The 25,040-nt window shown below is 56.9% G+C and carries 27 protein-coding genes, 2 tRNA genes and 1 pseudogene; 14 read left to right on the top strand and 16 right to left on the bottom strand.

Annotated features, from left to right (window positions below; genetic code table 11):
* Positions 1 to 2: 2 nt before the first annotated feature.
* The 8 genes from ispE (at position 3) to HNP49_RS17185 (ending at position 6,025) form a co-directional block, all read left to right on the top strand.
* A complete protein-coding gene (ispE, locus tag HNP49_RS17220) occupies positions 3 to 854 on the top strand; it encodes a 4-(cytidine 5'-diphospho)-2-C-methyl-D-erythritol kinase (RefSeq protein WP_184685325.1) in 852 nt (283 codons plus the stop codon).
* 34 nt (positions 855 to 888) lie between these two features.
* Positions 889 to 963: transfer RNA gene (locus HNP49_RS17215), tRNA-Gln, on the top strand.
* 52 nt (positions 964 to 1,015) lie between these two features.
* A tRNA-Gln gene (locus HNP49_RS17210) sits at positions 1,016 to 1,090 on the top strand.
* Positions 1,091 to 1,181: 91 nt separating this feature from the next.
* Positions 1,182 to 2,123: a ribose-phosphate pyrophosphokinase gene (locus tag HNP49_RS17205; RefSeq protein ID WP_184685323.1), complete on the top strand. Its 942-nt coding sequence runs from the start codon at positions 1,182 to 1,184 to the stop codon at positions 2,121 to 2,123.
* Positions 2,124 to 2,230: 107 nt separating this feature from the next.
* On the top strand, positions 2,231 to 2,830 hold the full coding sequence (locus tag HNP49_RS17200) for a 50S ribosomal protein L25/general stress protein Ctc (RefSeq protein WP_184685322.1): 600 nt from the start codon (positions 2,231 to 2,233) through the stop codon (positions 2,828 to 2,830).
* Between the two features lie 38 nt (positions 2,831 to 2,868).
* Positions 2,869 to 3,459, top strand: a complete 591-nt coding sequence (pth, locus tag HNP49_RS17195) for an aminoacyl-tRNA hydrolase (RefSeq protein WP_184685321.1) — start codon at positions 2,869 to 2,871, stop codon at positions 3,457 to 3,459.
* A gap of 33 nt (positions 3,460 to 3,492) precedes the next feature.
* The gene (ychF, locus tag HNP49_RS17190; RefSeq protein ID WP_184685319.1) at positions 3,493 to 4,593 is read left to right on the top strand and encodes a redox-regulated ATPase YchF; all 1,101 of its coding nucleotides are present in this window, start codon (positions 3,493 to 3,495) and stop codon (positions 4,591 to 4,593) included.
* Between the two features lie 187 nt (positions 4,594 to 4,780).
* A complete protein-coding gene (locus HNP49_RS17185) occupies positions 4,781 to 6,025 on the top strand; it encodes a tyrosine-type recombinase/integrase (RefSeq protein WP_184685318.1) in 1,245 nt (414 codons plus the stop codon).
* On the opposite strand, the gene HNP49_RS17180 is transcribed toward HNP49_RS17185, so the two are convergent.
* Complete coding sequence (locus tag HNP49_RS17180) at positions 6,022 to 6,312, bottom strand: hypothetical protein (protein WP_184685316.1); 291 nt, start codon at positions 6,310 to 6,312, stop codon at positions 6,022 to 6,024. The genes HNP49_RS17185 and HNP49_RS17180 overlap by 4 nt on opposite strands.
* A gap of 58 nt (positions 6,313 to 6,370) precedes the next feature.
* On the opposite strand from HNP49_RS17180, the pseudogene HNP49_RS18775 reads away from it, so the two are divergent.
* Positions 6,371 to 6,493: pseudogene (locus HNP49_RS18775) on the top strand (integrase); the annotation flags it as partial.
* 282 nt (positions 6,494 to 6,775) lie between these two features.
* Here HNP49_RS18775 and HNP49_RS17175 read toward each other — a convergent pair.
* Both HNP49_RS17175 and HNP49_RS17170 read right to left on the bottom strand, forming a co-directional pair.
* Entirely contained in the window at positions 6,776 to 7,684 is a 909-nt protein-coding gene (locus HNP49_RS17175; protein ID WP_221445284.1) for a viperin family antiviral radical SAM protein, read from the bottom strand.
* Positions 7,685 to 7,738: 54 nt separating this feature from the next.
* Positions 7,739 to 9,613 (bottom strand): SUMF1/EgtB/PvdO family nonheme iron enzyme, encoded by a 1,875-nt coding sequence (locus HNP49_RS17170; RefSeq protein WP_184685313.1) that lies wholly within the window; start codon positions 9,611 to 9,613, stop codon positions 7,739 to 7,741.
* A 339-nt stretch (positions 9,614 to 9,952) separates the two neighbouring features.
* Between HNP49_RS17170 and HNP49_RS18770 the strand changes: the two genes are divergently transcribed.
* The 5 genes from HNP49_RS18770 to HNP49_RS18765 all read left to right on the top strand — a co-directional run bounded on the left by HNP49_RS18770 (position 9,953) and on the right by HNP49_RS18765 (position 13,611).
* On the top strand, positions 9,953 to 10,225 hold the full coding sequence (locus HNP49_RS18770; protein ID WP_260407245.1) for a hypothetical protein: 273 nt from the start codon (positions 9,953 to 9,955) through the stop codon (positions 10,223 to 10,225).
* 92 nt (positions 10,226 to 10,317) lie between these two features.
* Positions 10,318 to 11,286: a DUF932 domain-containing protein gene (locus HNP49_RS17160; RefSeq protein ID WP_184685305.1), complete on the top strand. Its 969-nt coding sequence runs from the start codon at positions 10,318 to 10,320 to the stop codon at positions 11,284 to 11,286.
* Between the two features lie 80 nt (positions 11,287 to 11,366).
* Positions 11,367 to 12,371 (top strand): YqaJ viral recombinase family protein, encoded by a 1,005-nt coding sequence (locus tag HNP49_RS17155; protein ID WP_184685304.1) that lies wholly within the window; start codon positions 11,367 to 11,369, stop codon positions 12,369 to 12,371.
* Positions 12,372 to 12,462: 91 nt separating this feature from the next.
* Positions 12,463 to 13,356 carry a hydrolase or metal-binding protein gene (locus tag HNP49_RS17150; RefSeq protein WP_184685302.1) on the top strand — a complete coding sequence of 298 codons (894 nt, stop codon included), beginning with the start codon at positions 12,463 to 12,465 and terminating at the stop codon, positions 13,354 to 13,356.
* Between the two features lie 42 nt (positions 13,357 to 13,398).
* Complete coding sequence (locus tag HNP49_RS18765; protein ID WP_260407237.1) at positions 13,399 to 13,611, top strand: hypothetical protein; 213 nt, start codon at positions 13,399 to 13,401, stop codon at positions 13,609 to 13,611.
* Between the two features lie 45 nt (positions 13,612 to 13,656).
* On the opposite strand, the gene HNP49_RS17145 is transcribed toward HNP49_RS18765, so the two are convergent.
* From HNP49_RS17145 to HNP49_RS17085, 13 genes are all read right to left on the bottom strand, one after another.
* A complete protein-coding gene (locus tag HNP49_RS17145) occupies positions 13,657 to 14,601 on the bottom strand; it encodes an NAD-dependent epimerase/dehydratase family protein (RefSeq protein ID WP_311772133.1) in 945 nt (314 codons plus the stop codon).
* Between the two features lie 9 nt (positions 14,602 to 14,610).
* On the bottom strand, positions 14,611 to 15,657 hold the full coding sequence (locus HNP49_RS17140) for a WavE lipopolysaccharide synthesis family protein (protein ID WP_184685300.1): 1,047 nt from the start codon (positions 15,655 to 15,657) through the stop codon (positions 14,611 to 14,613).
* 1 nt (position 15,658) lies between these two features.
* Positions 15,659 to 17,164, bottom strand: coding sequence for a GMC oxidoreductase (locus HNP49_RS17135; protein ID WP_184685298.1), 1,506 nt, complete (start codon positions 17,162 to 17,164; stop codon positions 15,659 to 15,661).
* Between the two features lie 3 nt (positions 17,165 to 17,167).
* Entirely contained in the window at positions 17,168 to 17,479 is a 312-nt protein-coding gene (locus HNP49_RS17130) for a hypothetical protein (RefSeq protein ID WP_184685296.1), read from the bottom strand.
* Between the two features lie 29 nt (positions 17,480 to 17,508).
* Positions 17,509 to 18,126 (bottom strand): hypothetical protein, encoded by a 618-nt coding sequence (locus tag HNP49_RS17125; protein ID WP_184685294.1) that lies wholly within the window; start codon positions 18,124 to 18,126, stop codon positions 17,509 to 17,511.
* On the bottom strand, positions 18,123 to 19,895 hold the full coding sequence (locus HNP49_RS17120) for a hypothetical protein (RefSeq protein WP_184685292.1): 1,773 nt from the start codon (positions 19,893 to 19,895) through the stop codon (positions 18,123 to 18,125). The genes HNP49_RS17125 and HNP49_RS17120 overlap by 4 nt, the downstream gene beginning before the upstream one ends.
* A 3-nt stretch (positions 19,896 to 19,898) precedes the next feature.
* Entirely contained in the window at positions 19,899 to 20,225 is a 327-nt protein-coding gene (locus HNP49_RS17115; protein ID WP_184685290.1) for a hypothetical protein, read from the bottom strand.
* The gene (locus tag HNP49_RS17110; protein ID WP_184685288.1) at positions 20,222 to 20,959 is read right to left on the bottom strand and encodes a glycosyltransferase family 2 protein; all 738 of its coding nucleotides are present in this window, start codon (positions 20,957 to 20,959) and stop codon (positions 20,222 to 20,224) included. Before HNP49_RS17110 ends, HNP49_RS17115 begins: the two co-directional genes overlap by 4 nt.
* Positions 20,956 to 21,603 carry an HAD family phosphatase gene (locus HNP49_RS17105; protein ID WP_184685287.1) on the bottom strand — a complete coding sequence of 216 codons (648 nt, stop codon included), beginning with the start codon at positions 21,601 to 21,603 and terminating at the stop codon, positions 20,956 to 20,958. The genes HNP49_RS17110 and HNP49_RS17105 overlap by 4 nt, the downstream gene beginning before the upstream one ends.
* A 25-nt stretch (positions 21,604 to 21,628) precedes the next feature.
* On the bottom strand, positions 21,629 to 22,252 hold the full coding sequence (locus tag HNP49_RS17100) for a phosphodiesterase (protein ID WP_184685285.1): 624 nt from the start codon (positions 22,250 to 22,252) through the stop codon (positions 21,629 to 21,631).
* A 1-nt stretch (position 22,253) separates the two neighbouring features.
* On the bottom strand, positions 22,254 to 23,015 hold the full coding sequence (locus HNP49_RS17095) for a glycosyltransferase family 2 protein (protein ID WP_184685283.1): 762 nt from the start codon (positions 23,013 to 23,015) through the stop codon (positions 22,254 to 22,256).
* A gap of 71 nt (positions 23,016 to 23,086) precedes the next feature.
* Positions 23,087 to 23,791 (bottom strand): ABC transporter ATP-binding protein, encoded by a 705-nt coding sequence (locus HNP49_RS17090; protein ID WP_184685281.1) that lies wholly within the window; start codon positions 23,789 to 23,791, stop codon positions 23,087 to 23,089.
* On the bottom strand, positions 23,788 to 24,564 hold the full coding sequence (locus HNP49_RS17085; protein ID WP_184685279.1) for an ABC transporter permease: 777 nt from the start codon (positions 24,562 to 24,564) through the stop codon (positions 23,788 to 23,790). The genes HNP49_RS17090 and HNP49_RS17085 overlap by 4 nt, the downstream gene beginning before the upstream one ends.
* Positions 24,565 to 25,040: the final 476 nt, after the last annotated feature.

The following is a 25,040-nucleotide window of genomic DNA, read 5'->3' as shown; positions in this document are numbered from 1 at the left end:
CCATGCAGCACGCCACTCTTACCCTGCCGGCCCCGGCCAAGCTCAACCTGTTCCTGCACATCACCGGGCGCCGCGCCGACGGCTACCACGAGCTGCAGACCCTGTTTCAGTTTCTCGACCACGGTGACGAGCTGGGCTTTGCCCTGCGTGAAGACGGTGAAATCCACCTGCGCACGCCGATCGATGGCGTGCCACACGACAGCAACCTGATCGTCCGCGCCGCCCGCCTCCTGCAACAGGAAAGCGGCACCGCACTGGGCGCCGACATCTGGCTGGACAAGCGCCTGCCCATGGGCGGCGGCATCGGCGGCGGCAGTTCGGACGCCGCTACCACCCTGGTCGGCCTCAACCACCTGTGGCAGACGGGACTGGATGAAGACCGCCTCGCGGCCCTCGGCCTGCGCCTGGGCGCCGATGTGCCGGTGTTCGTGCGCGGACGCGCGGCCTTTGCCGAAGGCGTTGGCGAACAACTGCTGGCTGTCGAGCTGAGCGAACCTTGGTTCCTCGTGGCAGTTCCGCAAGTCTTTGTCAGCACAGCAGAAGTTTTCTCCGCCCCCGAGTTGACACGCAATACGCCGCCCATTAAAGTTCGCAGCCTTCTTGAGGGGGGTGGTCATAACGACTGCCAACCGGTGGTTGAAGCGCGCTATCCAGAAGTCCGTAACGCGCTGATCTTGTTGAACAAATTTGTTCCAGCAAGACTGACCGGAACTGGAGCTTGTGTGTTTGGGAGCTTCCCAAACCGGGACGATGCTGATAAAGTCGCCCGCCAACTTCCAGCCACTCTGCCGAGCTTTGTCGCTCAGGGTCGCAACATCTCGATGCTGCACCGCAGGCTCAAAGAACTGGCATAAAGAAGTTGTTTGCTGTGTTCAGGTTGTACGACACAGGGGCGTCGCCAAGCGGTAAGGCAGCAGGTTTTGATCCTGCCATGCGTTGGTTCGAATCCAGCCGCCCCTGCCATAACCTCCCAGAGGTTGGCGCACAACCAAAACAGCATCGAGTTGCACGATACAGGGGCGTCGCCAAGCGGTAAGGCAGCAGGTTTTGATCCTGCCATGCGTTGGTTCGAATCCAGCCGCCCCTGCCATATTCCAGGAAGCTGTTCAAAAATCTGCGTTAGCGGCCTTTTTGAACAGCTTTTGTTTATTAGGCCCACCCTTAGCCGGCAGGTACCGTCCGTGTCCAAGATGATGGTCTTCACGGGGAATGCTAACCCCGATCTCGCGCGCCGCATCGTGCGTCAGCTGCACATCCCCCTGGGCGACTGCTCCGTAGGCAAGTTTTCCGATGGCGAAGTCAGCGCTGAAATCAACGAGAACGTGCGCGGCAAGGACGTCTTCATCATCCAGCCGACCTGTGCGCCGACCAACGACAACCTGATGGAACTGGTGGTAATGGCCGACGCCTTCCGCCGTTCCTCGGCGACGCGCATCACCGCCGTCATCCCCTACTTCGGCTATGCCCGCCAAGACCGCCGTCCGCGTTCAGCCCGCGTGGCCATCAGCGCCAAGGTCGTGGCCGACATGCTGACCGTGGTCGGTATCGACCGCGTACTGACCGTCGACCTGCATGCCGACCAGATCCAGGGCTTCTTCGACATCCCGGTGGACAACATCTACGGCTCACCGGTGCTGATCGACGACATCGAAAGCCAGCGCTTCGAAAACCTGATGATCGTCTCCCCGGACATCGGCGGCGTTGTGCGCGCACGCGCAGTAGCCAAGTCCCTGGGTGTTGACCTCGCGATCATCGACAAGCGTCGCGAGAAGGCCAACCACTCCGAAGTGATGCACATCATCGGTGACGTCCAGGGCCGTACCTGCGTACTGGTCGACGACATGGTCGATACCGCCGGCACCCTGTGCCACGCCGCCAAGGCTCTGAAAGAGCACGGCGCTGCCCAGGTCTACGCCTACGCGACTCACCCGGTGCTGTCCGGCCGCGCCATCGAAAACATTGAAAATTCCGTGCTGGACGCACTGGTGGTGACCAACACCATCCCGCTGTCCGCCGCGGCACAAGCCTGCTCGCGCATCCGTCAACTGGATATGTCGGCGGTTGTGGCTGAAGCGGTACGCCGCATCAGCAACGAAGAATCGATCAGCGCCATGTTCCGCTAAGGAACAGGCCTGACGAACACGGCCCCGCAGTTGCGGGGCTTTTTTGCCTGACCACTGCGATCGCTGGTCGCAAGCGCCGCAAGTGGCTGGATATTTGGAGAAGTAAAATGACTGTTGAATTTGCCCTGAATGCTGAAGTGCGTTCCGACCTGGGGAAAGGTGCGAGCCGCCGCCTGCGTCGTAACGCCGCCATGGTCCCGGCCGTAATTTACGGTGGTGACAAAGAGCCGGCTTCCATCAGCCTGCTGGCCAAAGAAGTGGCCAAGCTGCTGGAAAACGAGGCTGCCTTCAGCCACGTGATCGCCCTGAACGTTGCCGGTGCTACCGAAACCGTTCTGATCAAGGCCCTGCAGCGTCACCCGGCCAAAGGCTACGTGATGCACGCTGACTTCATCCGCGTGGTTGCCGGCCAAAAGCTGACCGCTCACGTTCCGCTGCACTTCATCAACCAGGAATCCTCGGTTGGCGTGAAGCAGCAAGGTGGCGAAGTGTCCCACACCATCGTTGAAGTTGAAGTTTCCTGCCAGCCGCAAGACCTGCCGGAATTCATCAACGTCGACCTGGCCAACGTCGAAGTCGGTCAGATCGTTCACCTGTCCGACCTGACTCTGCCGAAAGGCGTTGAGCTGGTGGCCCTGGCCCACGGCAACAACCTGGCCGTTGCCAACATCCACGCTTCCCGCGTGAAGGAAGAAGGCGCCGAGTAATCACTCCGGCCCCTGCTTTCTAGAAGAGGGCTCCTGTCGTGACTGCCATTCAACTGATCGTCGGCCTGGGTAATCCAGGCCCGGAATACGACCAGACCCGGCATAACGCAGGAGCCCTTTTTGTTGAGCGCGTAGCTGCCCAAATGGGCACAGCACTGAGCGCCGACAGAAAGTATTTCGGCCTGACCGGCAAGTTCAGCCATCAGGGCCGCGACGTTCGTCTGCTGATCCCCACCACCTACATGAACCGCAGTGGCCAGGCCGTGGCGGCACTGGCGAACTTCTTCCGGATCACTCCGGACGCCATTCTGGTGGCCCACGACGAACTCGACATGCCTCCGGGTGTCGCCAAGCTCAAACAGGGCGGCGGACACGGCGGACACAACGGGCTGCGCGACATCATTGCCCAGCTCGGCAACCAGAACAATTTCCATCGCCTGCGGCTTGGCATCGGCCACCCCGGGCACAGCAGCCAGGTTTCCGGCTACGTCCTCGGCCGCGCTCCGCGCAGCGAACAGGACCTGCTGGATGCCAGCATCGATTTCGCCCTCGGCGTACTGCCGGATGTGCTCGCAGGCAACATGACCAAAGCGATGCAGACCCTGCACAGCCAGAAGGCCACCTCCTGATTCTTTACCGCCAGCGCGCGCGAGGGACACACCATGGGATTCAACTGCGGCATCGTCGGCCTGCCTAACGTCGGCAAGTCCACCCTGTTCAACGCCCTGACCAAGTCCGGCATTGCCGCCGAGAACTTCCCGTTCTGCACCATCGAGCCGAACAGCGGCATCGTACCGATGCCGGATGCCCGCCTGGATGCCCTGGCCGCCATCGTCAAACCCGAGCGCGTGCTCCCCACCACCATGGAGTTCGTCGATATCGCAGGTCTCGTGGCCGGCGCCTCCAAGGGCGAAGGCCTGGGCAACAAGTTCCTCGCCAATATCCGCGAGACGGATGCGATTGCGCATGTCGTGCGCTGCTTCGAAGACGAGAACGTCATTCACGTCTCCAACAGCGTCGACCCCAAGCGCGACATCGAGATCATTGACCTCGAACTGATCTTCGCCGACCTCGACAGCTGCGAGAAGCAACTGCAGAAGGTCAGCCGCAATGCCAAGGGCGGTGATAAGGATGCCCTGGCACAGAAAGCCATCCTCGAAAAACTGATCCCCCACTTCACCGAAGGCAAGCCTGCACGCAGCCTGATGAAGAACATGGGCAACGATGAGAAGCAGATCATCCGCGGCTTCCACCTGCTCACCAGCAAGCCGGTGATGTATATCGCCAACGTTGCCGAAGACGGCTTCGACAACAACCCGCACCTCGACGTGGTCAAGGCCATCGCGGAGGAAGAAGGCGCCATCGTTGTCCCAGTGTGCAACAAGATCGAAGCGGAAATCGCCGAACTCGAGGACGGCGAAGAAAAGGACATGTTCCTTGAAGCCCTCGGTCTCGAGGAGCCGGGTCTGAATCGCGTGATCCGCGCCGGCTACGAGTTGCTCAACCTGCAGACCTACTTCACCGCAGGTGTAAAAGAAGTACGCGCCTGGACCGTCCGCATCGGCGCCACCGCCCCCCAGGCCGCAGCAGTCATCCACACCGACTTCGAGAAAGGCTTTATCCGCGCCGAAGTCATCGCCTACGACGACTTCATCCAGTACAAGGGCGAAGCCGGGGCCAAGGAAGCCGGCAAATGGCGCCTGGAAGGCAAGGAATACATCGTCAAGGATGGCGACGTGATGCACTTCCGCTTCAACGTCTAAGCCGAAATTAAGATCCTATCGGATCTTACTGGTCACAGAACCCCTTGAAGAATAAGGCCTCAAGGGGTTTTTCTTTTCCGAAAAGGTCCGATAAGAATCTATACGATCCGCATATTTACCGGGTACGCTACCGGGTATCTAAAAAATCACCCACCAATATAACCGGGTATAACAGGATTGAGCAGCCATGCCGCTTACCGATACCGAATGCCGTACCGCCAAGCCCAAGGAAAAGCCCTATAAGCTCACAGATGGCAATGGCCTTTACCTGGAGGTGAAGCCTAACGGGGTTAAGGCATGGCGCTATCGGTTCGAGCTAAGCGACGGCACTGGCAGGAAGGAAAGCGTGTTCGCGATTGGGGACTATGCAATCGCGCCCAAAGGGGAATCACCCGAGCACGCCGAGGAGCGCCGCAAAGGGCGCCGCTTCACCCTTGCAGAGGCGCGCGATGAACGCGTGAAGGCCCGAGCCCTAGTCATACAGGGCATCAATCCCGCACACCACCGGCAACAGGAGCGGGTGAAGCGCAACCACGAGAAGGCCATTACGTTTGAAGCCGTCGCCAAAGAGTGGCTTTCACTGAAGGACTGGGAGGAGATCACCAAGTCCAGAAGACTCAACATGCTTGAACGCGTCGTATTCCCAAAAATAGGCGATCTGCCGATCAAGGCCATCACCCCCGTGCACATTCTTGAAGTGCTCAGAGCAGCTACTCAAGACAATGGCCCATCTGTTGCTCAGGAAGCCAAGCGGAGCATGTCCGGAGTTTTCGAGCTGGCAATTTCAACATTGCGAGCCAGCACCGACCCGGTACACCCCGTTCGAAAAGCCCTGCCAGCCAACAAGACTCAGCACAAACGCCCTCTCTCCACCGAAGAAATTGGCCAACTGTTACGCGATGTCGAATCTCACGGTGGGCGCCATGAGACGCTCTGCGCCTTCCAGCTCATGTGGCTGACTCTGTGTCGCCCTAATGAAGCTGTAGAGGCTCAGTGGGCCGAATTTGACCTGGAGAAGGCGCTTTGGCGTATTCCCGCCGAGCGGATGAAAAAGCGTAAAGAGCACACAGTGCCACTGCCGCGACAGGCAGTAGAAATGCTGCGAAGCCTGCACTCCATCACAGGGAAATACACCCACGTATTTCCTCACCGCGACGTGCGCACCCGCCCAATGGTCGCGGCCTCATTCCGCCAGATGCTTAATGTCCTTGGCTGGGGAGGTAAATACAGCCCGCATGCCACGAGGACAACTGGCAGCACCAGACTCAATGAAATGGGCTATACCGCAGACTGGATCGAAAGACAGCTCGCACATACCGAGCAGAATGCAGTCCGCCGCACTTACAACCATGCTGAGTACTTGAGCGATCGGGCCATCATGATGCAGCAGTGGGCGGACAATCTGGACAGCTGGAAAAAAGAAAACCCTTAGGCTGACTTGAAAGACACGTCCTGGATCACTTCCACACCAGCAGGCCTTTTAACCATCTCTGAGTCATCAACGCTCAGCCCCTGATTACCTAAACCAAAGGACACCACCCAAACAAACTGACCAAACTCCGAGTCAGCAGTGAAGGTTACTGACCATTCCTCCGAATCATCTTTATTTTTCAGACCTGATTGCTTTTTCAGATCCCCCTGGGACAGCTGGCTAACAGAAATTTGATGTTCATTGCCGCCCATCTCGAAAACGAGTTCACCTACTGGTTTAACGTGCATAGCTCCTCCCATATCTAAGCAGAGGACTATAAACGAGCCGCTTAGCTGGCACTACCGAGTTAAGCGTAGACGCCTGAAGATGGCGTGGTGGAGCGAACACATCCAGCAAGCAGCCACCGGCAATCTTTCGATGTCAGATATCAAGGAAAATCGGGACACAAAAGTCGTTTCGATTCGCTGACAAGCTTATCCCTGACCAGGAGCAAGCAATGCGGCTCCTGGCCAAGGACACCCAACAACCGCTAAGTATCTGGCACCGAACGGATATTGCTTACCAGACGCCTGACAGCATGCAGGAAGTTATCAAATGCGCGGTAGTCGCTTGGAGTGCAAGGCACGCTGACAAAGCCTCTTCCTTCGGGCGGGCGAATGCGGCCATGAGAACGCCCCGACTGATATGACCAACCCTCAGCGAGAAGACGCCTAATCAGCAGATTGATGTCCTTGGATGAGCTGTATCTTCTCATTCTAGCCCCACCACCAACGCGTCTCTGTACCTCGCAGCATATGTTCCGGCCGAAAATCGCCATTCAATGAACGCACGCTCGGCACCAATCACGTCAATAGGGTTGCTGTAGTGGTAACCCTTCTGCCCGGCAGTGTTCTGAAAGAAGCGTCCCAACGGATCGACCATGATGTACGACTCACTCATGTCGTCGTTGTTCTCGACGCACATCACCTCTCGAAGTGCGTCATGGCGAGCGACGAAGGCGAGAAAGTCTTCGGAGGAAACGGCCAGATCACTTGTTACTACCTGCAGCATGCGTAACACTTTCCATCGGTCTGGCATAAGCGCATGCATGATCGGCGTCATGTCTTCTTGGTGGTTCAGTGCATTGACCACTGTATTAACCTTCAATCGCATAGCCGAATTCTGCGTCTTTGCGCGGACCAGCACTTCGGAGAGCGAGTCCACGTCCAGCAAAGAGCCACGACTGTCGACGCGGCCAATGCCAATGTTCCTGGATGGATCCGCTGAGTCCAGACTCAGTCCGAGCATGGAAACCAGGGGTGCGAGTCGGTCAATCAAATCGTTAGTGAGCCGGCTACCATTGGTGATAATGGACGCACCCATCCCCTTACTTCTCGCATATTCCAGTGCCCGAAGCAGAGCATCGTGATACAGCAGCGGCTCTCCACCGGCCAGATTCAAACGAATGCTGGACCATGTCATGTGCTGACTGAGCGGATTGGCATCGTTCTCCGGATGAAAGAATGCCTGCAGTTCATTGAGCAAATTACGGACGCGAGTCCAGTCATGCAGCAACTCCCTGCCGGCACCATCCCATTTCGCATAGCAGTAGCGGCACTTGTAGTTACAAGCCTCGGTGATGTGCCAGTTGATAACTAATTCGGAAACGTGAGGACGCATAGCCCCCTCTCCACTTCGGAGATACACCATGATTCAGCTCCTGGTGAAAGAGGGTTAGGCGTCGAGATGGGCGACGTAGCAAAGCCGGAAACCGACCTTGACGCCCTTGTAGCTCATCGTCATATGAACAGGGCAGAGATTGCGCTCAATGGAGCCACCAACAATAGATTGACCGGTTGCTACAGAGGCAATCGGCGCTGCGCCATGCTGATAGTCAGACAGCCACTCACCGAAACCCGGTACAGTGAGGAACGCGACTCCTTCGTCGTTGTCGAGCCATTTCAGGTTCGATCCGTAGCGCATGGAGCCATCAGGCCGATGGCAATGCGAGGAGTTACCACCCAGCCTGCCATCCCCACCGACAATGCCCCAGCCCAACTGTTCATAAATAGGATCGTCAGGCATCTCTCCCTTTTTCACGATCAGCAGGCGCGAAGATCGCACATGGCTAAAGTCCATCGGCGGCGGAGCGAGCTGTCGCCACTCATCGATGGTCATCAGTCGGACGGGAAGCCCCGTGCGTGCCTCATAGTCACGGCAATAGGCGACCGCATCCAGCCAGGTCACACTCGCCGGAAGATCGCTCGAATCCATGTTGATAGCGCTCAGGTCGTCAATCTTATTTTCGCGGGTCTTGCGTGCTTTCTCCTGCCTGATCTGCCCCCAGTTCGTCCTGCTGCAGAAATCAAAAAAGTCTGCGATGGTCACGAGGGGAGACACCATCAAGCAGCTCTCACCGAACCGGTGCGGGATAAAGCGATCAGATACGGCCCCGGTTGCCGGGCGGGGAGACCGATAGCCCAGGCTGGCAATGAGCTCACGCTGAATCAGCTTCGCATAACCAGGCCAATTGGCTGCCGTTCCACCTTCGGCGTAATGACGCGATTCTGCATCGTGCTCCAGTTTTTCCGCCCAAGTGCCGGTTGCAAAGTACAAATGCCCGTCCAGCTTGCTCCGGTCCATAGCCTTGGGGACTTCGTCCTTATTAAAGAACGGGTAAAGCGGGTTGGAGGAAAACTCCTTGTCGCGCTGATCACGGACAACCCAGTCAAAAGCGCCATTAGCACCTTTCAGGAATATAAGGTTGGCATTTCCTGGAATTGGTAATACGTCCACCCAGCCGTCATCGGAGCCTTCAATTTCTTTACGGAACAGCTGGAACAGCTGCAGCTCAAATGCCAGATCTTCTTCGGACATGTTGTAACTGCGCATCACCGGCTCACCCACCGCCGGTTCCATCAAGTTACTGCCCATCATGTTGTACATGCAGCCGATGAACTCGCTCACCGCGTTGAGCATCAACATCCGCCCAGTCATGTCGAGATAATCAAGACCACAACCATCCTGCATGTACTCCGCACGTAAGAGGATCTTGTCCTCATACTGCTCACAGAAAGCGTATCGCTGCTGGTCTGTGCAAAATGCGTATCCAGCTGCCTGGTCAAAATCCAGACGACCATACGCGCGCGGGGCGAACAGGCAGGAGCCAACGCCGGTAAAGATCCGCTTGGGCAATGGCAGATCGGAATTAAACAACCGATCCGCTAACTGCCGAGCCGCCAGAGAATCCACCCCTCTCGGCGAGTACGGCCACTTAATGAGATCAGTCGGCACCGACATGCCGTGCTCGAACAGAAAGTCGGCAACCTTATGCTGCTCGACCTCGCGCCAGTGGGTAGATGACTGCGCCCCGAGGGTGCGGGCAAGTGCGTCCTGTAATGCAACCGACCTGACGGAGCGAGCAATCTGCCTGGGAAAGGGCCGCGACCAACGACTGCGCAGTTCGTCTACAGCACCACAAATGTGGTCGTGATGAAGGCCTTCGATTCGCATGGACCAGAAGCGATCAGAACCCCCGCCTGTGGTGTTCGGCTTCTCAGTCAGGACATGGACGTCACGCGATGCACGCAACAAATCAGACATATTCATAGCTCTCTCCAGTAAAGCCACGGCAACAAAGTACCGTGCTGCCTCAGGCAACAGGTCATGGTCAGCAGGGATTTGGAGAGAGAGGGCAAGGCCCTTTGAGCTGATCAACTGAGGAGGCAACTGCTCAGCCGTGGTTGCTCAGGCACCACACGCATTTGGCGATGTGCAGATCATATTATCGAATATGGCCTGAGTACAAGGCCTCGATTGCTGGCGATTCGATTCGAAAAAATCTCAGCCACACATAACTGCCGTGACATCACCACCAAGAAGGTTCGAACCATGTCATTGCACTGCCCTCGCTGTCACTCCCACAAAATTGCTTCATTCCATCAAGCCATGAAAGTTGGCGCTGCCATCGGTACCGTAGGCGGTGTTGCGCGAGGCGTCAGCGCTGCACTGGCTGCCGGCCAAGCAGGTGCGCTGATTGGAACTATCGCAGGGCCTTTCGGCATCACGCTCGGCTATTTATCAGGTGCCATCCTCGGCGGCCTGGCCGGCGGGGTTGGAGGCTGCGCGCTCGGTGCACAGCTGGGCGATACGCTCGACCGCCACGTATTGGCTCACAACCTCTGCCTGCTCTGCGGTCACCGCTTCAACCTGCCGACCTGATTCGGCTGCCTTCATCTCTCATCCATCACTGATTGCCGGTGCTGCGCTCTGTGCAGCGCTTTATGCCGGCCTGCACCCAAAGGAAATTCGTCATGGCTCATCAAATCGAACAAATGGCCTACGTAGGCTCTACCCCCTGGCACGGCCTGGGCAACAACCTGCCGCAGAAGCAGCCCATCGAAGTCTGGCAACGTGAAGCCGGCATGGACTGGCAGATCCTGGAAAGCCCCGTGCACTTCAAGTCGGACGCCATCGGCCATCTGGGCGCGATCCACTCCTTCCCCGAACAGAAGGTGCTCTACCGCTCGGACACCAAGGCGCCGCTGTCGGTGGTCTCGCAGCGTTACCACACCGTGCAGCCAAAGGATGTGCTGGAGTTCTACCGCGACCTCACCGAAGTCTCCGGCTACGAGTTGGAAACCGCTGGCGTGCTCAAGGGCGGGCGCAAGTTTTGGGCTCTGGCGCGGACCGGCCAAGGTGCTGCGTTCAAGGGCAACGACCAGGTGAATGGCTACCTGCTGTTGGCCACTTCCTGCGACGGCACTCTGGCCACCACAGCAACGCCCACCACCATCCGGGTGGTCTGCAACAACACGCTGACTATCGCTCTCGACGGCACCAGCCGTGCAATCAAGGTGCCGCACAGCACCCGCTTCGATGGCAATCTAGTCAAGAAGCAGCTTGGTGTAGCCGTCTCGCAATGGGACGACTTTATGTACCGCATGCGCCATCTGGCTGAACGCAAGGTTCAGTGGCATGAGGCAATGGGATTCTTTCTGAACGTGATGTGCGAGACCAGCCCGACCGGCGCCCTGCCGGAGCAACTGCCCAACGAGCGCGCCCTGCGCAAAGTGCAGGAGCTGTATGAAGTTCGTGGCCGAGGCAGCCAGCTGGATTCAGCACGTGGCACTGCCTGGGGCCTGCTCAATGCAGTGACCGAATACGTCGATCACGAGCGCCGGGCACGCAGCACCGAGTATCGGCTCGACTCGGCCTGGTTCGGGCAGGGTGCCCAGATCAAGCAACGCGCTCTGGATACAGCCCTGCAACTGGTCGCCTGACCTTTTTACCTACTCCACCCCATAACGCCCGACCCGCTTCGTTGCAGGTCGGGCGTTTCTATTTCTGCAAGGTGAAAGCTATGAAAGCTACTTCATTGAATCGCAGCACCAGCAAATCCCGCCCGGCCCTGCGCCTGGTCAGCACCAAGGAGCTGCCGCGCGAGGACTGGCTGCAGATCCGTAAGCAGGGTATCGGCAGTTCGGATGCAGCCGCAGCTGTAGGCCTCAACCCATATAAGTCGCAGCTGGAACTCTGGATGGAGAAGACTGGGCGCGATTCCGGCATGCCCAAAGCCGATCCCCAGGATGAGGAAAGCCCGATGTATTGGGGCAACGTTCTGGAGCCCATCGTGGCCTGGCATTACAGCAAGCGCACGAAGAACAAGGTACGGCGCATCAATTCCGTGCTTCAGCACCCGGATCCGGAGCTGCCCTGGATGCTGGCCAATATCGACCGCGAGGTCATCGGGGCGAACGATGTGCAGATCCTCGAATGCAAGACTACCGGCATAAACGGGGCACGCCTCTGGAAAGAAGGCGTACCGGAGTATGTGCAGTTGCAGGTGATGCACCAGCTCGCCGTCACCGGCAAGCAGGCAGCGGATGTAGCGGTACTGCTTGGTGGTCAGACACTGGAGATCCACCGCATTGAGCGGGATGAGCAGATGATCGCTCGCCTGATCGAGCTGGAGCGTAAGTTCTGGCACTACGTGGAGACTGATACGCCGCCTCCTGCTGATGGCACCGCTTCAGCAGAGTCAGCCCTGCGCTGCCTCTACCCGGAGGACAACGGCCAGGTCGTCGACTTCAGTCAGCATGCAGGACTCTCTGCTGCATACATCGAGCTCAAAGCCGTGCGTCAGTCGATTGCTGAGAGGGAGAAGCGTGAGTCTGAGCTCAAGCAGATGCTGCAGCAGGCCATGGGCGATGCCAGTCGGGCAGAGTTCTCCAGCGGCTATGTCAGCTGGCGCAAGGCCAAGGACAGCATCGGTCTCGATGTCGTGCAGCTGCTCCAGGACAAGCCCTACCTGCAAGCCAAGTACCCAATGCTGAAACCGGGTGCACGTCGCTTCCTGGTCGGCTGAAACCCAGCTTTTCCAAACATTCCCTCCCCTTGGCCAGTCCATGCAGTTCGTACTGCATGGCTGGCCTTTTTTCATTTCCAGGAGACTCACCATGCTCAAAGGTCTGGCTATCACTCCGCCGGTACTCGGGCGGATTTCCATCGGCAAGGTCATCGAGAAGAACGGCAAGCGCCTGCCGGAAAAGGATGATCAGTTCACTATCACATCCCAGGTGCAAGGCAAGGACGGCTGGCTACTGCACCCGCTCAATGACGAGCTGCGTCAGGGCAAGGACGACAAGCTGCGTAGTATTCCGGTACGCCTGCTGTTCAACGAGCCGGAGCTTAATTTCCGGGCTGACTACACGCTGTTCGACCGGCATTCGGGGCGACCGGTTTGCGTCGGTAATGGCGAGACCTGCAAGCGGGTTACTCAGGACGGCATGCAGTCGATGCCATGCCCGTCACCGGATGCCTGCCCGCTGGCGAAAGGCGGTGCCTGCAAGCCCTATGGTCGACTGAATGTGGTGATTGGTGATGAGGATCCGCTGGGCAGCTTTGTGTTTCGCACCACCGGCTTCAACAGCATCCGCACCCTGGCTGCACGACTGCATTACTTCCAGGCCATCTCGGGTAACCGACTGGCCTGTCTGCCGCTGGAACTGCGCCTGCGTGGCAAGTCGACTCGGCAGAGCCATGGCACGCCGATCTTCTACGCCGACCTGACGGTACGCGGCGGCATGGACATGGCTGAAGCACTGGTGACAGCCAGTGAACTTGATTCGCGGCGGCAAGCTGCCGGCTTCAATCAGACCGCATTGGATGATGCGGCACGACGCGGATTCGGCAACGGTGCCTTCGAGGATAGCGAGGAGGATGTCGGCGCCATAGTTGAGGAGTTCTTCGCCAGCCCGGACCCGGCATCCGAGAGTCAGAGCGGCACCGCATCGCCTGCCCCCAGCTCACTGGCAGGCAAGCTGGAAGTACTCGCTACCCATACCCACTAACCCTGTGCCTGCCCACTCCGGGCAGGCCTTCGGAGAGCCCAAATGACACTACTGAGATTCTTGCTGTGCCTATTCACCTTCATCGGCGCGCTGGCTGCCGCAGGTGCGCTGGTTATCTGCGTTCTACTGATGCTGCGTTTTCCACCACTGCTGGTCGCTGTGGTCCTGGCCTGCTGGATCCTCTGCAAGCTGCTGAAAGCCTTTCGCAAGCCTGCCCAGCCAGAGCCGCCAGTCCTTCGGGACAGTGAAGCCTGACGCCGGGGGACTGCTAGAAACAGCCAGGCATGAGATTACTGATCGCTACTGGCGCTCATCGTGGCTCCCGAAGCAGCGAGCTAGGCTTTCATCAAGGCTGAAGGGTGGAGTCCATCCAAGCAGTGCGGTCGTGCTGCTCATGTCAACTTGCAGCGAACCGGTAAGACGTCTGGCCATGCTTTTTTTTCCTGCAAGACCAGCGACAGCACGCAACACCGTTGTAGGGACGGGAACAAGGCGGGCGGGTTTGCCCATCGCTCGTGCAACGCGGCGCAGCAAATCTGAAGTGGAAACATCCTCCCCATCGGAGGCCAGCAGTACCTTGCCTGCTGCACTGGGGTGATCGAGGCAAACCAAGATGAGGTCAACGAGGTTGTCGACGCTGATCAGTGATCGCCGGTTATCGACAGCCCCGAGGGGCAGAGGTATACCGCTGGAAATCCAGCCCACCATTCGGGCGAAATTGCCTGGAGCCTCCCGCCCGTAGATCAGCGGTGGGCGAATGATGACTAGCTCGATGTCACAAGCTTGGCATAGATTCTCCAGGCCACGCTCCGCTTCGATCTTGGAAATCGCGTATGGTTCCTCCGGTGCGGGGACGTCGTCTACGGTGAACGGCCGGTCGCTGGTAATGCCATGAACGCCAATTGAGCTGATGTAGATGAAGCGTTTCACCTGACGCTGAGCGCATTGCCGGGCCAGGTTGAGCGTGAAATCCACGTTGACCTTCCGGTACTCGGCCAGCGGATCGGCGGCGGTCTCATTCAAGATGTGGGCTCGGGCTGCGGTATGGACAACAACATCAACACCGCTGATAAGGTCGAAGAAATTCGCAGTAGAGAAGCACTGATTGAGGGTGCTGGAATCCAGAACGTCAGGGAGTTCCTTTTTCCTGGAGAGTGTGACGACCTGGAGTCCTTGCGTTGCGCGGAGCCTAGTCAACAACGAGCGGGCCATGAATCCTGATGCACCTGTTACCAATACCTTCACGACTACCCCTCATACCCTGTCATTGTTGGGGTGCTCAAGCCCCCTCAGCTTGCGCATGACTCTTCTCGCAGATTTGGCGATGTCTGGCGAGACTGCGGTCAACAAGATCGAGGCCAGTGCGATCCACCAGGCCACACGGCCGAAGTTGAAGACGTACTTGTTGAGCCAGATTTTTCGGTATCGGGCTTTCCTTGCAGCAGGACCAAGGCTCCCGGCAGCGGCTAATTCTGAAGCCTTGTAGATCGTCTTCAGTGAATAGCCGGTCCTGCGGAACCGCTCCGGAAAATCAATTTGACTTGCTTCCCAGTCGAGCACAGTGAAGTTTTCGGAGAGCAGGCGTTCAGATAGCGCCACAAGTTCAGGGGAAATATCCCCTGGCGTCTTTAGCGTGATGTCATAACCCTTCTTACGCATGAAGCCGAGCATCAAGCACTGCTCCGGAGTCATCCGCATTGCGCTGTACCCAACGAAATTCCCGATGGGATTTTTGTAGGGAGAAGGGGCGAAAACTTCTTCCTGGAGCCTAAGCTTCTGGTCCCAGAACCCAAGCATATCTTCGCGGGTGCCGAACTGAACCAAGTCTGAAAGGTGGAACAGAAGCGGAACCTTTACCGGGTTGCGGATGAAGAGCGTGGTGACGGTAATCGGCTGACAAAGCAGACGCGCAGTCGGCGGAATGCGCGGGTCATAGGATCCCATTACAGCGATATTGGAGCCTGTAAGGATGTGATCGGATCGGAGCTTGAGGATGTGCGAGCGTGAGGCTGCGCGAATACCGGCCAGTGTCGAAGCTAGCTGGCGATTGGTGTTGTGCCGGTTGCCGTTGAAGTCCCGAAGAACACCGGGATCAGCCGCTGTTATGACAACATCGGCATCGATCCCAGACAGATCCTCATCGGCCCAGCTTGAGACGATGACTTCCGCGTGTGACAGATGCCTGCGCACGGCCGCAACGCAAGCGTCAATTCCCCTGGCAGGGGCCAGTGCTCGATAGAGGGGGCCCTGGATAACAACGCTTATGTTGCGTGAATCCACCTTTGCCAGCCATTGATTCATCTCAGTCAACCGACGTTGTAAGTGATTCATTGGCCTCGGCATTAAGCTTCTCAGCCAGCATCAGGCTGGTGGCAACCACTGTGACGGTAGGGTTTCGTGACCCACAGCGAGGAAAAAGAGATGAGCCGGCGATACGTACATTGCTAGTGCCCTTGAGCTTGAAGTTCGCGTCAACGACAGCGCGGGGGCCATCCCCCATAGAAAGCATCCCGACCAGGTGGTGGGTGCCGAAAGCATTCATGTAATGCTTCTGTTCCGCATTGCGAAGGGGTTTTACTCCCAGCGCGTCCATCTTGCGGTAGATGGCATCGATCACGCCGTTATAGCGAACCTTGTTCTTGTGGTACCCGGCTGTGTCCATTGAGACTTTCCCGTCCGAGTACGAGAGCGAAATATCCCACTCTGGAGGTATCTCCAGCAGGACGTACAGGCTCAGCACTGAGCTCATGTCCTTAATCGCGCCTTCAAGATCCCATGCGTTAATTTGCCCCACGTCCAGCGCAGCGGCAACGGCCGATTCATTCGGTGGCGTCATCAAGGCCAGAGTCGTGAACTCAATTCCATCGACCTCACCGGAGAGCTCAGGAATAACAACTTGCGCAGCCGTGCTTACCTGCAGGAACGGGATTGCCGAGCCGGGCAGTTGGCACGCCAGCTCAGCCACTGCATGGTCTTGATAGTGGTGCCCCAGTAGATGGTCCGGGGTAGCGCTGGGGAGATTGCTCTTCCAGAGTATTTTCAGCGACTCGACGCCATGAGCGGCGATAATCACCCGGTTGAAACCGATCACCAACGGCCCATCTTCAGTGATGCAGATAGCTTCGACTGCCTTGCCTTCTTCAAAGCGCAGCCTATCGACCATTACGCCGTTGAGGACGCGGGTATTGGCCCTTACATGCAGCGACCGAGTTTTTGCATCCATCGGGCACAGCTCACAGTCGCCAGCGCCAAGACACTGGCCTTGGCCATCAGACGTATCGGCAGAAAGGTTGTGAGCCTGGGCGCCGATGTAGGCATCCGGGAAATACGGCCCAAGTGCTTGATGCCATTTCTCAACCCCTTTGATCGCAGCGCGGGAGGTTCGACCCTCTGGGTCTTTTGGGTCTGCACTGATGCGCAGCAGTGATTCGGCACGGCTGTAGTAAGGCTGTATGGCCTGATAGTTGAATGGCCAAGGGAAATCTCCCCCCTGATTTGCGAACACACCCTCGCTCAGGCGAAAGCTCAGGCCGCCCCAGTGGTTCGAGCACCCACCATCGACCAGGATGTATTCAGAGGCACAGTCCTTGGGCATTTGCTCCGGGACGTTGAATGCATGCCTGGACTCATAGGAGCGACGAATCAGCGCGTCATGGCGATTCGTCTTGTCCATATAAAGGAACCGCTGGCGGCGCTCGAAGATGTTGAACGTCTCGCCGCGCTCTACGATGAGGGACTCACCTTGCAGGGTGCTGGCGACTGTCCGGCCGGCAAAGCCGTTGCCGATGATCAGGGTGTCAATAAACATAGGTCAGCCAGCCACTCTGTAGAATCCGGGATTGCCGTGCTGCCGGTCATAGGCGTTGGCTACGAAAAGGTTTCGGTTGTGGTTTACGACCTCGCGAACAACGCGGTTCCGGTCATCTTCCGATACAGCCCGGGCGTACAGATCCAGAAGCAGCTCATGCGAGACGTACTGCAGGCGCACGCCGGCCATGGCCTCAGCAAAGTCGGCCGGGCTGGAAGCAGGAGCAGCGCCGAGATACAGCCGCTTAGTCGCCAGGTGCCCGGCTAAGGCGCCCCCGGCAACCAGCGCACCTGACAGGAAAATTCTTCGTTTCATTGATCCATTACCCCGATACGGCCGGCTGCTTAGGCTGATTTGACAAAGCGGTCGTAGACGAACATCAACAAGCGATTGAGCCTGATCAACGGCGCGGTCAGCAGCGGCAATCCAACGAACACACGCTCCACCTTAGTGGACAGCATCAACATCCCAACTTGGCCAGACTTGGCTACGGCCAAATCCCCAACCGCCAAGTTGTTAAAGGATTCATTGAGGGTGCGTGCGAAGTAGCCGAGGTACATGCTGGGCACAGAAAAGATGACGCACGTGTCGCGCAGGGTGGGCGTCATGTAGTTGTAACGGGCAAGCTTACGAACGAAGTCGATGCAGGTTTGTTGGTCGTTTTGCCCGAACTCAAACAGCACCCACTCTGTATCCAGAGAGGAAAGCTTGGTGGCGATCTGGTTGGCATCGACGAGCATGACGCCATCGGCAACGCTGCCTTTCTCGTGCAGGAAGTCGTCCAGGTGAAACGCCGTGTTTGGGATGTCCGCGTCTTTGACGAGCGCCTGGCTGAGCTCATAGCGCTCGTCTACTACAGCGACCGGCGTTGCCTTGGTGGTCTGCAGGTTGATGCGGGCCAACTGCTTAACCAGTTGATCGGCTGTATCACTGAAGTCATTGGAAGCGACGTAAATTCTCACTTGGACTTCTCCGTGTACGAGCCGAATGGCGTTGAGTTGTAGATCCCTTTAACGGCGCCCCATAGGCTCTCGAAATAGAAGATGTGACCGTTTCTCGCGTATTCGCGCACGGCTGAGATGAGGATGCCGGGCACCGATAGGAAATCGCGGTGGAAATAATCGCCCAGGTTCCGATAAAACCAGCTCTGGAAAGGCCGCTGGTACAGCATGTTGCGAATCTCGCTGCTGTTCGTGATCAGCGTTTGTTTGGCAGAGGCAGGATCGAGCAAAAAGGCATGCGTAATCCCCTCCTGCTGGGTATTCGGCAACTGATCGAGCAGAACAAATTTCTCGAAGTCGGCAATGTATCGGCGAACCGAACCGATGTCGTTGCCGAAGGTGGACTGTTGGACAACCATATTCACGAGCTCAACCCAGTCACGGGCCGGCATTTGCTTGGCACCGGTGGGGATGCTGAAACCCTCGTGATTAGCCACATACTTGTTGGCGAAGGTGCGCAGCTTGGCTAGGGCGGCGGGCGTTGAGATTTTGAACAGCGGCTTTTTAGGCAGCTGGGAGAAATAATACGGGCCGGTATAGCCAAGCTTCCCTGTAACCATCTCTACCGGCGAGCGAACGCCAAGCAAAGCACGCGAGGTCACAGACTGCGTGATGCCGAAGGGGTTTACGCGGGTAGGCACGCCGGCCTTGGCTGCCCGGATACCCTGCTCAATGTCCTCAAACTCAACCCAGAACAGCGACTCATCCAGCGGATAGGCGTTCCAGACCTCTTTGCGGCAGATGTAAAGACTGCCGGTGGGGTAGCTCATGTCCTTGCTGAAACGCATGGGGCTGCCAAAGCAGAAACCGGTGCGCTCAATCTCAGTGAAGATCGCCGGAGCAATGTGGGTGGCGTCATTGCGCGAGCGATGCAGACCCTGCAAGCCTTGGGCGATTTCGCCCATGGCCAACCCGTAGTCGGAGTAACGACGCGGGTGCAGGGAGACGCGGTTATCAAAAAACATGCTCTGCAGCGTCATCAGCGGATAGCGCGGCCCGAAGCGCCGTACCATTTCACCGAAGTGCTTGGGCAGGAAAACCCGGTCATGCAGGATCACCAGGTTGTTATGCGTGGCCTCTTCTGAGAGGCGATTCTTTTTCTTGCAAATCTGCACGGGCGGCGCGGTGATGTCCTCACCGATGATGCGTACCTGGTCGAAGTAGGCGAAGTTCTTGCCGGGCGTGCCGCACAGGATGATTTCCTTGTTCGGGATATCGATTTCAAGGATGCGCTTGACCACTGCGTTGAGCACGGTGGCATCTTCAGGGCCGACCGGAATGCCGAAGGTCCAGCTATCGAGATTGTCATCGCCCTCGGCCGGCAGCTTGGCCGTCTTCTCGTATACGATCTTGGTCGATGTGCGCTCAATGGCCACAAGGCCTGAGCGGAAATATTCTCTGTCGAGATAGCAGGCTTGCTGCGTATCTTCGATCACGGTCAGCTGCTGCCCAACCAGGAGGAAATGGGCGGCATCCCACATGAGCAGGGGCGCGAGCGGTGAATCGCTCTGCAGCCCGTAAAGAACGTAAGACCCTTCCCCGAACATGCTCAGGGGCCGCATGGCGGCGTGCACCCGCTTGATGACCTCAGTGGCCTTGGCTTTGCCGGCCCGGAAGGTGATCAGGTTGGATGTGTTGGCCGGCAGCTCAAGGTCTGCCGGCAGCTCTACGAGATCCTTGGTTTTTAGATAGCCCAAGGATTTGTGGTGCTTCAGAAGGGTCGTCTTCATCGGTTATTCGCCAACAACGTACTTATCATCAAGAGCGCCAGGCACCTTTACGACCACAGTCGTTGCATCGCTGATGGCCTCGAACGCCGTAATGTCACCCGGTTCGAGGACGATAATGTCTCCCTCGCTCCAGGTCTGGCCGCGCATAGACACAGTGCCCGACAGGACCAGCGTTATCTCTGTTGCGATCTTGTGATAATGGGCAGTTTCGTTGTCGCCTGCCTTATAGGCTTTGACACCAACCTCGCAGGCCTCCGTGCTGAACGCTGTTGGTTTGAAGCCTCCAACAAACCAGCCTTTGACCATATCGCCCAGCTTGGCAGAATTCATACGCGGCTCCCCTGTGTTTCATAGGCGTGGATTTGAGACTGGTTTTTGAGCGGCCGGTACTGGTTTGGCTCAACGCGATAGGAGCCGATTTTCTTGTGAAGAAGGATCAACTCATTGAGCGCCGGCGCGATGTAGAAGGAGTCGTTGACCTTGGCATCCTTACGGATCATGTTCTTCACCGACTCGACGAACATTGCACCGCTCTTAAACCAGTACATGCCGGCGACAGCATTCGGACTGATCGGATTCTTCTCGGCTGCCTCTACAACATCGCCTGCATCAGTGAGACGAACGAAGGCGTATCGTGGGTGCAGCGACTTGAAAATAACAACACCAGCGTCTCGGCTCTGAGTGCGGAATTGATTGACGATCGTCTCGAAGGAGACATCCAGAATCTCGTTGGCGCTTAGGATTACGAGCTCGCAATCTGAGTCGATAATTTCGCTGGCGAGCAGTGCTGTACAGGCAGCGCCTTTGGTGGCGTCATGAACCGGATGCGCAACAGCTGCAGGGTGCATCTGCGCAACCATGTTGCGCAGGTGATACTTGTCCATGTCTGCATTGGGCAGCATGCAGATGATTTTGGTGGGGTTGAGGTTGGCGCATTTTTCCACGAGCGACTGGATGAGCGGGACGCCATCGAACTCGCTCAAGTAATGCGGAAATTCGCTCTCCGGGCGAGCGTCGTCGGCCTTGGTCCCAGCCAGGATGATGATGTTACGGGTAGCGTTCACTGGACGATCTCCTTAGCGGCCTGCTGGGCGTTGATTTCGGCGATCTTGTTGAGGATGTTGTCGAGGTTGACATCAGATGTCTCCGCGACTTCCAGGACGTGGGCACCCGAAGCGCGGGCAGCACGAATGCCGTTCTCGTTGTCTTCGACAATCAGGCATTGGTGTGGCAGCAGGCCGAGATCCTGAATGGCCTTGATGTAGATATCCGGCGAGGGCTTGCCTTTGGCAACATCCTGGTTGGATAGCTTCAGATCCAGGTACTGATCCAGGCACGATTTCTCCATCATGACCTCAACCGTATTGCGGATGGAGTTGGAGGCCACGGCCAGCTTGTAGCCCTGGTTTTTCAGGGAGGACAGCGCGTACTGATGAACGAAAGTGGGCTTGCATTGGGCATATACGATTTCCATCGTGTAGGCCTGCTTCATCTCGTTGATGAAGGGGTGCAGTGCTTTCGGGAGGCCGCGCTCAACGCTCAGCATTTCCAGCTTGTGAGCAGTCGGCAAGCCGTCATAACTGGTCAGATGGTCATGGCGGCTGATGTTGTAGCCAAACAGATTCAGTGCCTTGTTAAGGGCGTCGTAGTGCCAGTCTTTGGCTTCGATGAGGACGCCATCCATATCGAAAATAACAGCTTTAATCATCGTTTAATCCCTTACGAATGGCCGCTTAACGAGCCTTATTGAAAAACGCATCCGCCTGCTCTGGCCTGTCGGTGCAAAGCGTAAGTCCAGGTAAATCATTGAGCAGATGTAGGGAATCCCAAGCGTGGGTCACATCGCGGCCATGCAGTTCAGGTGAAACCACGCAGACTTTTTTCCCTTGATTCAGGTGCTTCACGATTTCACGATTTGGGTGGTAACCCGACTCAAAATGATCAAGCCAGACACCGACGCACTGCTCCAACCACGCTGGCGAGGGCTCTACATCACTGTATCGCGTGTAGGTGCTGACGCCCTCAGCGAGATAGCTGCGCATGTCCGGCACTGCCATGTCGAAAACAAACCAGTTGGTATGGCCTCTTTCGGTGAACTTGGCTGCAATAGCCTTGGCCAGGCCGTCTGCCTTGATGTTGATCGCAAGCGGCAAATTCCGATCCCCCATGATGTCCAGGAGGTCATCCAGGGTCATTTCATCGCCTGTAGGCATGTCATGGGAGATCAGAAGGCGTCCAGCGCAGTCACGAACATCGGTTTCAGTACCAAACCCCAAGTCGAATGAACGATGGAAAGCGACGGGCTGATTCCGTTCATGCAGTTCAAGCCAGTAGCCCCGATGGCTAATGATTTCCATATCAGCAAGCCTTCCCAGCAGTTGCCTGCAGGCTGATAGGTTGAGCGAGGAAGTAATCGAGGTCTGCCGGGATGCCAAGGCCGTACATGCCATGACCTTCAGAACCTACGGTGTAGTGAATAACGCGGGCGCCTTGATCGATAATTTCGTTGTAGGCCGGGGCGACATAGAACTCGCCATTGACGCGCAACTCTTTCTCGAACATTCGCTCGATGGCCGAAATCAGCTGGCGACCTGAGCGAAAGTTGTAAATGCCAACGGTGGCTTCGTCGGAGATAACTTCTTTCTCGACTACGCGATTGATGGCGCCCATTTCATTGAAGCCGACGAAGGACCACTTAGGGTCATCTGCCTTCATCGTCATAATGATGCCGTCCGCGGCAGCAGCGTCCATGGCGGCAAGGTAGTCGTCGATATCAAGATCCACAAACTGGTCGCTATTGGCGATCATTACCGGATGCTCGTTGTCGATTAGAGACTTGGCTGCATGAACGGTGCGGGCTGCACCATCGGTCACGCCGTTGAGTTCTACGATCTCGCAGCCGGGGGCCCAGGTGCCGAGCTTCTCGCGCAGACCATATGCATCAACATGCGCCGCCTGACAGATGAAAATAAATTTGTGAGGACGTTGGGGGGTCAGATTGTCGATAACAACCTTTATCATCGGCACGCCATGCACCGGGATAAGCGGCTTGGGGTCTTTATAGCCTGCTACAGCGAAACGGCTGCCGGCTCCAGCCATAGGAACGATAATTTGGAGCATTGAGTCACCTCTAGTTGGTCTATGTGTTTGCCAGGTGCCGTGTCTGTGTCGCGTCGGTCGACTACTGAGCGCTAGAAGCGGCCCTCGTCGATAGCGCGCCCCTTTTCAAGATGCAGATACCGCTGGCAGAACCGCTGACCCTGCTCTTTCGAGTGGGTCACCAGAATCAAAGCCATGCCGTCTTCCTGCATATGGCGAATGCGCTGATAGCACTTGTCCTGGAAGTCCTGGTCGCCTACCGCCAGAACCTCATCAGCAAGCAGAATCTGTGGGGCAACATGTACGGCCACAGAGAAGCCCAGGCGCATGTACATGCCTGACGAGTAGTTTTTGACGGGCGTATCAATGAAGTCTCCAAGTCCGGAGAAATCAGCGATGTCGTTGAAGCGAGCGCGGGTTTCTTTGTTTCTCAAGCCATAGAGGCTGGCATTCAGGTAGATGTTTTCCTCTCCGGTCAGCTCCGGGTGGAAGCCAACCCCAAGCTCGATCAAGGGTGCGACTCGACCGAAGGCCTGAACAGAACCACTACTCGGCAGGAGAATCCCACTGACCAACTGGAGCAGCGTGCTTTTCCCGGAACCGTTGTGGCCAATAAGCGAAAGGGATTCGCCCTTGCATAGAGTGAAGGAGACATCGTTTACGGCGCGGAGTGTTTCGATGCGCTCCTGGAAGCGAGGATTAAATAGCCCGGCAAGCTTGTGCTTCATGCCGCCGTGGTTGTGGCGGATGGTGAAATCCTTGACCAGGCTTTCAACCTTGAGGATGACCTTGCTCATAAAAGTTCGACCACCTTGTCTGCACGCTTAAACACCAGTAGCCCGGCGATGACTGAGGCCAACCCGATCCCCCAGCACAGGGCGAGGTCTCGCAAGGACGGCTGCACGCTCTCGTGCAAAATCGCCGTGAAGCCATTGAAGAATGGTGCAAGCGGGTTGAATGAAACGATCTGAGCGATATCGTGCGGCAGTGCCGCGGTAACCCAAACGATGGGGGTGAGCCAGAACAGAAGAGGGACAAACACCTCGGTGAGGTGCTTGATATCGCGCCAAGTGATTTGCAAAACACTAATGGCCAGAGCAAGGCCCATAATCATTAGGACATATGGGATTAGCACCAGGGGATACCACAACAACGCACTACCCGGGTAGCCTCCGAGGAGAGTGTAGAGAGCTGCATAGACAGCAATAGCCACCAACCAGAACACGCCGACAGTCAGGGCCCCAGACAGTGGTAGCAGCCCCCGAGGAAAGCTTAGCTTGCGGATCAAGCCATTATTGCCGATTAGCCAATCACTACTTTGCAGGATGATCTGACTGAAGAGCATCCAGTGGACAACCCCGGTCACAAGATGCAAGGCGAACCTGTCCTGATTACTAGGCAGTATGTAGGTAAACACCATGTAGTACGTGAGAGTGACGACGAGTGGGTTACCCAGTGACCATGCAAAGCCCAGTGCAGCCCCCATATAGCGGATCTTGATTTCCTTCGCGACAAGATTGAACACGAGGTCTCGCCACTTGAGTAAATCAATAAATTTATGAATTGGCATAATGCGATAAGTCTTAAGAGCTCCCGGAAATAGCCGGCCGTTGAAAAAATGCGCTCCTGCAACTCTGTGCGTTACATGGCGACTTCACGAAATGGGGAATTTTTCAGACATTTACTAGCCGAGCCATATACAAGCGGCACGAATTTTAACTTCTAGGCCATTTTGCCAAATACACTGACGATGTAACCGAGGTATATTGCTGCGAGACGGGTCATACCTAAGCTCGATTGAGAGGCGCGTCACAAATTGCAGGGCGAAATCATACGTACCTGCAGTCGAAATTAGTATCTGGAGTGTGACTATTTGCTACTGGCAGCTGAAACCAGAGCCGGCCTCAGTTCTTGATCTCCAAGCTGGTTGAACTTGAAAGCGGAAAGCTCGCCCAGCAACATACAGACCACAACAGCTACACCACCCCACGACTGATCCATTCTAGACCTAGCTCCCGAGAGCGCGCTGAGCTGCTGCTTGCAATG

Source organism: Pseudomonas fluvialis (genome assembly GCF_014207935.1).
Lineage (GTDB): Bacteria > Pseudomonadota > Gammaproteobacteria > Pseudomonadales > Pseudomonadaceae > Aquipseudomonas > Aquipseudomonas fluvialis_A.
Note: the sequence above shows the minus strand (reverse complement) of the source record. Positions and strands in the feature narration are given on the sequence as shown.

What these genes read in the sequence shown, in the direction of transcription:
- ispE (WP_184685325.1), top strand. Translation starts at nt 3, where the DNA reads ATGCAGCACGCCACTCTTACCCTGCCGGCCCCGGCCAAGCTCAACCTG.
- HNP49_RS17200 (WP_184685322.1), top strand. Translation starts at nt 2,231, where the DNA reads ATGACTGTTGAATTTGCCCTGAATGCTGAAGTGCGTTCCGACCTGGGG.
- ychF (WP_184685319.1), top strand. Translation starts at nt 3,493, where the DNA reads ATGGGATTCAACTGCGGCATCGTCGGCCTGCCTAACGTCGGCAAGTCC.
- HNP49_RS17185 (WP_184685318.1), top strand. Translation starts at nt 4,781, where the DNA reads ATGCCGCTTACCGATACCGAATGCCGTACCGCCAAGCCCAAGGAAAAG.
- HNP49_RS17180 (WP_184685316.1), bottom strand. Translation starts at nt 6,312, where the DNA reads ATGCACGTTAAACCAGTAGGTGAACTCGTTTTCGAGATGGGCGGCAAT.
- HNP49_RS17175 (WP_221445284.1), bottom strand. Translation starts at nt 7,684, where the DNA reads ATGCGTCCTCACGTTTCCGAATTAGTTATCAACTGGCACATCACCGAG.
- HNP49_RS17170 (WP_184685313.1), bottom strand. Translation starts at nt 9,613, where the DNA reads ATGAATATGTCTGATTTGTTGCGTGCATCGCGTGACGTCCATGTCCTG.
- HNP49_RS18770 (WP_260407245.1), top strand. Translation starts at nt 9,953, where the DNA reads ATGAAAGTTGGCGCTGCCATCGGTACCGTAGGCGGTGTTGCGCGAGGC.
- HNP49_RS17160 (WP_184685305.1), top strand. Translation starts at nt 10,318, where the DNA reads ATGGCTCATCAAATCGAACAAATGGCCTACGTAGGCTCTACCCCCTGG.
- HNP49_RS17155 (WP_184685304.1), top strand. Translation starts at nt 11,367, where the DNA reads ATGAAAGCTACTTCATTGAATCGCAGCACCAGCAAATCCCGCCCGGCC.
- HNP49_RS17150 (WP_184685302.1), top strand. Translation starts at nt 12,463, where the DNA reads ATGCTCAAAGGTCTGGCTATCACTCCGCCGGTACTCGGGCGGATTTCC.
- HNP49_RS18765 (WP_260407237.1), top strand. Translation starts at nt 13,399, where the DNA reads ATGACACTACTGAGATTCTTGCTGTGCCTATTCACCTTCATCGGCGCG.
- HNP49_RS17140 (WP_184685300.1), bottom strand. Translation starts at nt 15,657, where the DNA reads ATGAATCAATGGCTGGCAAAGGTGGATTCACGCAACATAAGCGTTGTT.
- HNP49_RS17135 (WP_184685298.1), bottom strand. Translation starts at nt 17,164, where the DNA reads ATGTTTATTGACACCCTGATCATCGGCAACGGCTTTGCCGGCCGGACA.
- HNP49_RS17130 (WP_184685296.1), bottom strand. Translation starts at nt 17,479, where the DNA reads ATGAAACGAAGAATTTTCCTGTCAGGTGCGCTGGTTGCCGGGGGCGCC.
- HNP49_RS17120 (WP_184685292.1), bottom strand. Translation starts at nt 19,895, where the DNA reads ATGAAGACGACCCTTCTGAAGCACCACAAATCCTTGGGCTATCTAAAA.
- HNP49_RS17115 (WP_184685290.1), bottom strand. Translation starts at nt 20,225, where the DNA reads ATGAATTCTGCCAAGCTGGGCGATATGGTCAAAGGCTGGTTTGTTGGA.
- HNP49_RS17105 (WP_184685287.1), bottom strand. Translation starts at nt 21,603, where the DNA reads ATGATTAAAGCTGTTATTTTCGATATGGATGGCGTCCTCATCGAAGCC.
- HNP49_RS17100 (WP_184685285.1), bottom strand. Translation starts at nt 22,252, where the DNA reads ATGGAAATCATTAGCCATCGGGGCTACTGGCTTGAACTGCATGAACGG.
- HNP49_RS17095 (WP_184685283.1), bottom strand. Translation starts at nt 23,015, where the DNA reads ATGCTCCAAATTATCGTTCCTATGGCTGGAGCCGGCAGCCGTTTCGCT.
- HNP49_RS17090 (WP_184685281.1), bottom strand. Translation starts at nt 23,791, where the DNA reads ATGAGCAAGGTCATCCTCAAGGTTGAAAGCCTGGTCAAGGATTTCACC.
- HNP49_RS17085 (WP_184685279.1), bottom strand. Translation starts at nt 24,564, where the DNA reads ATGCCAATTCATAAATTTATTGATTTACTCAAGTGGCGAGACCTCGTG.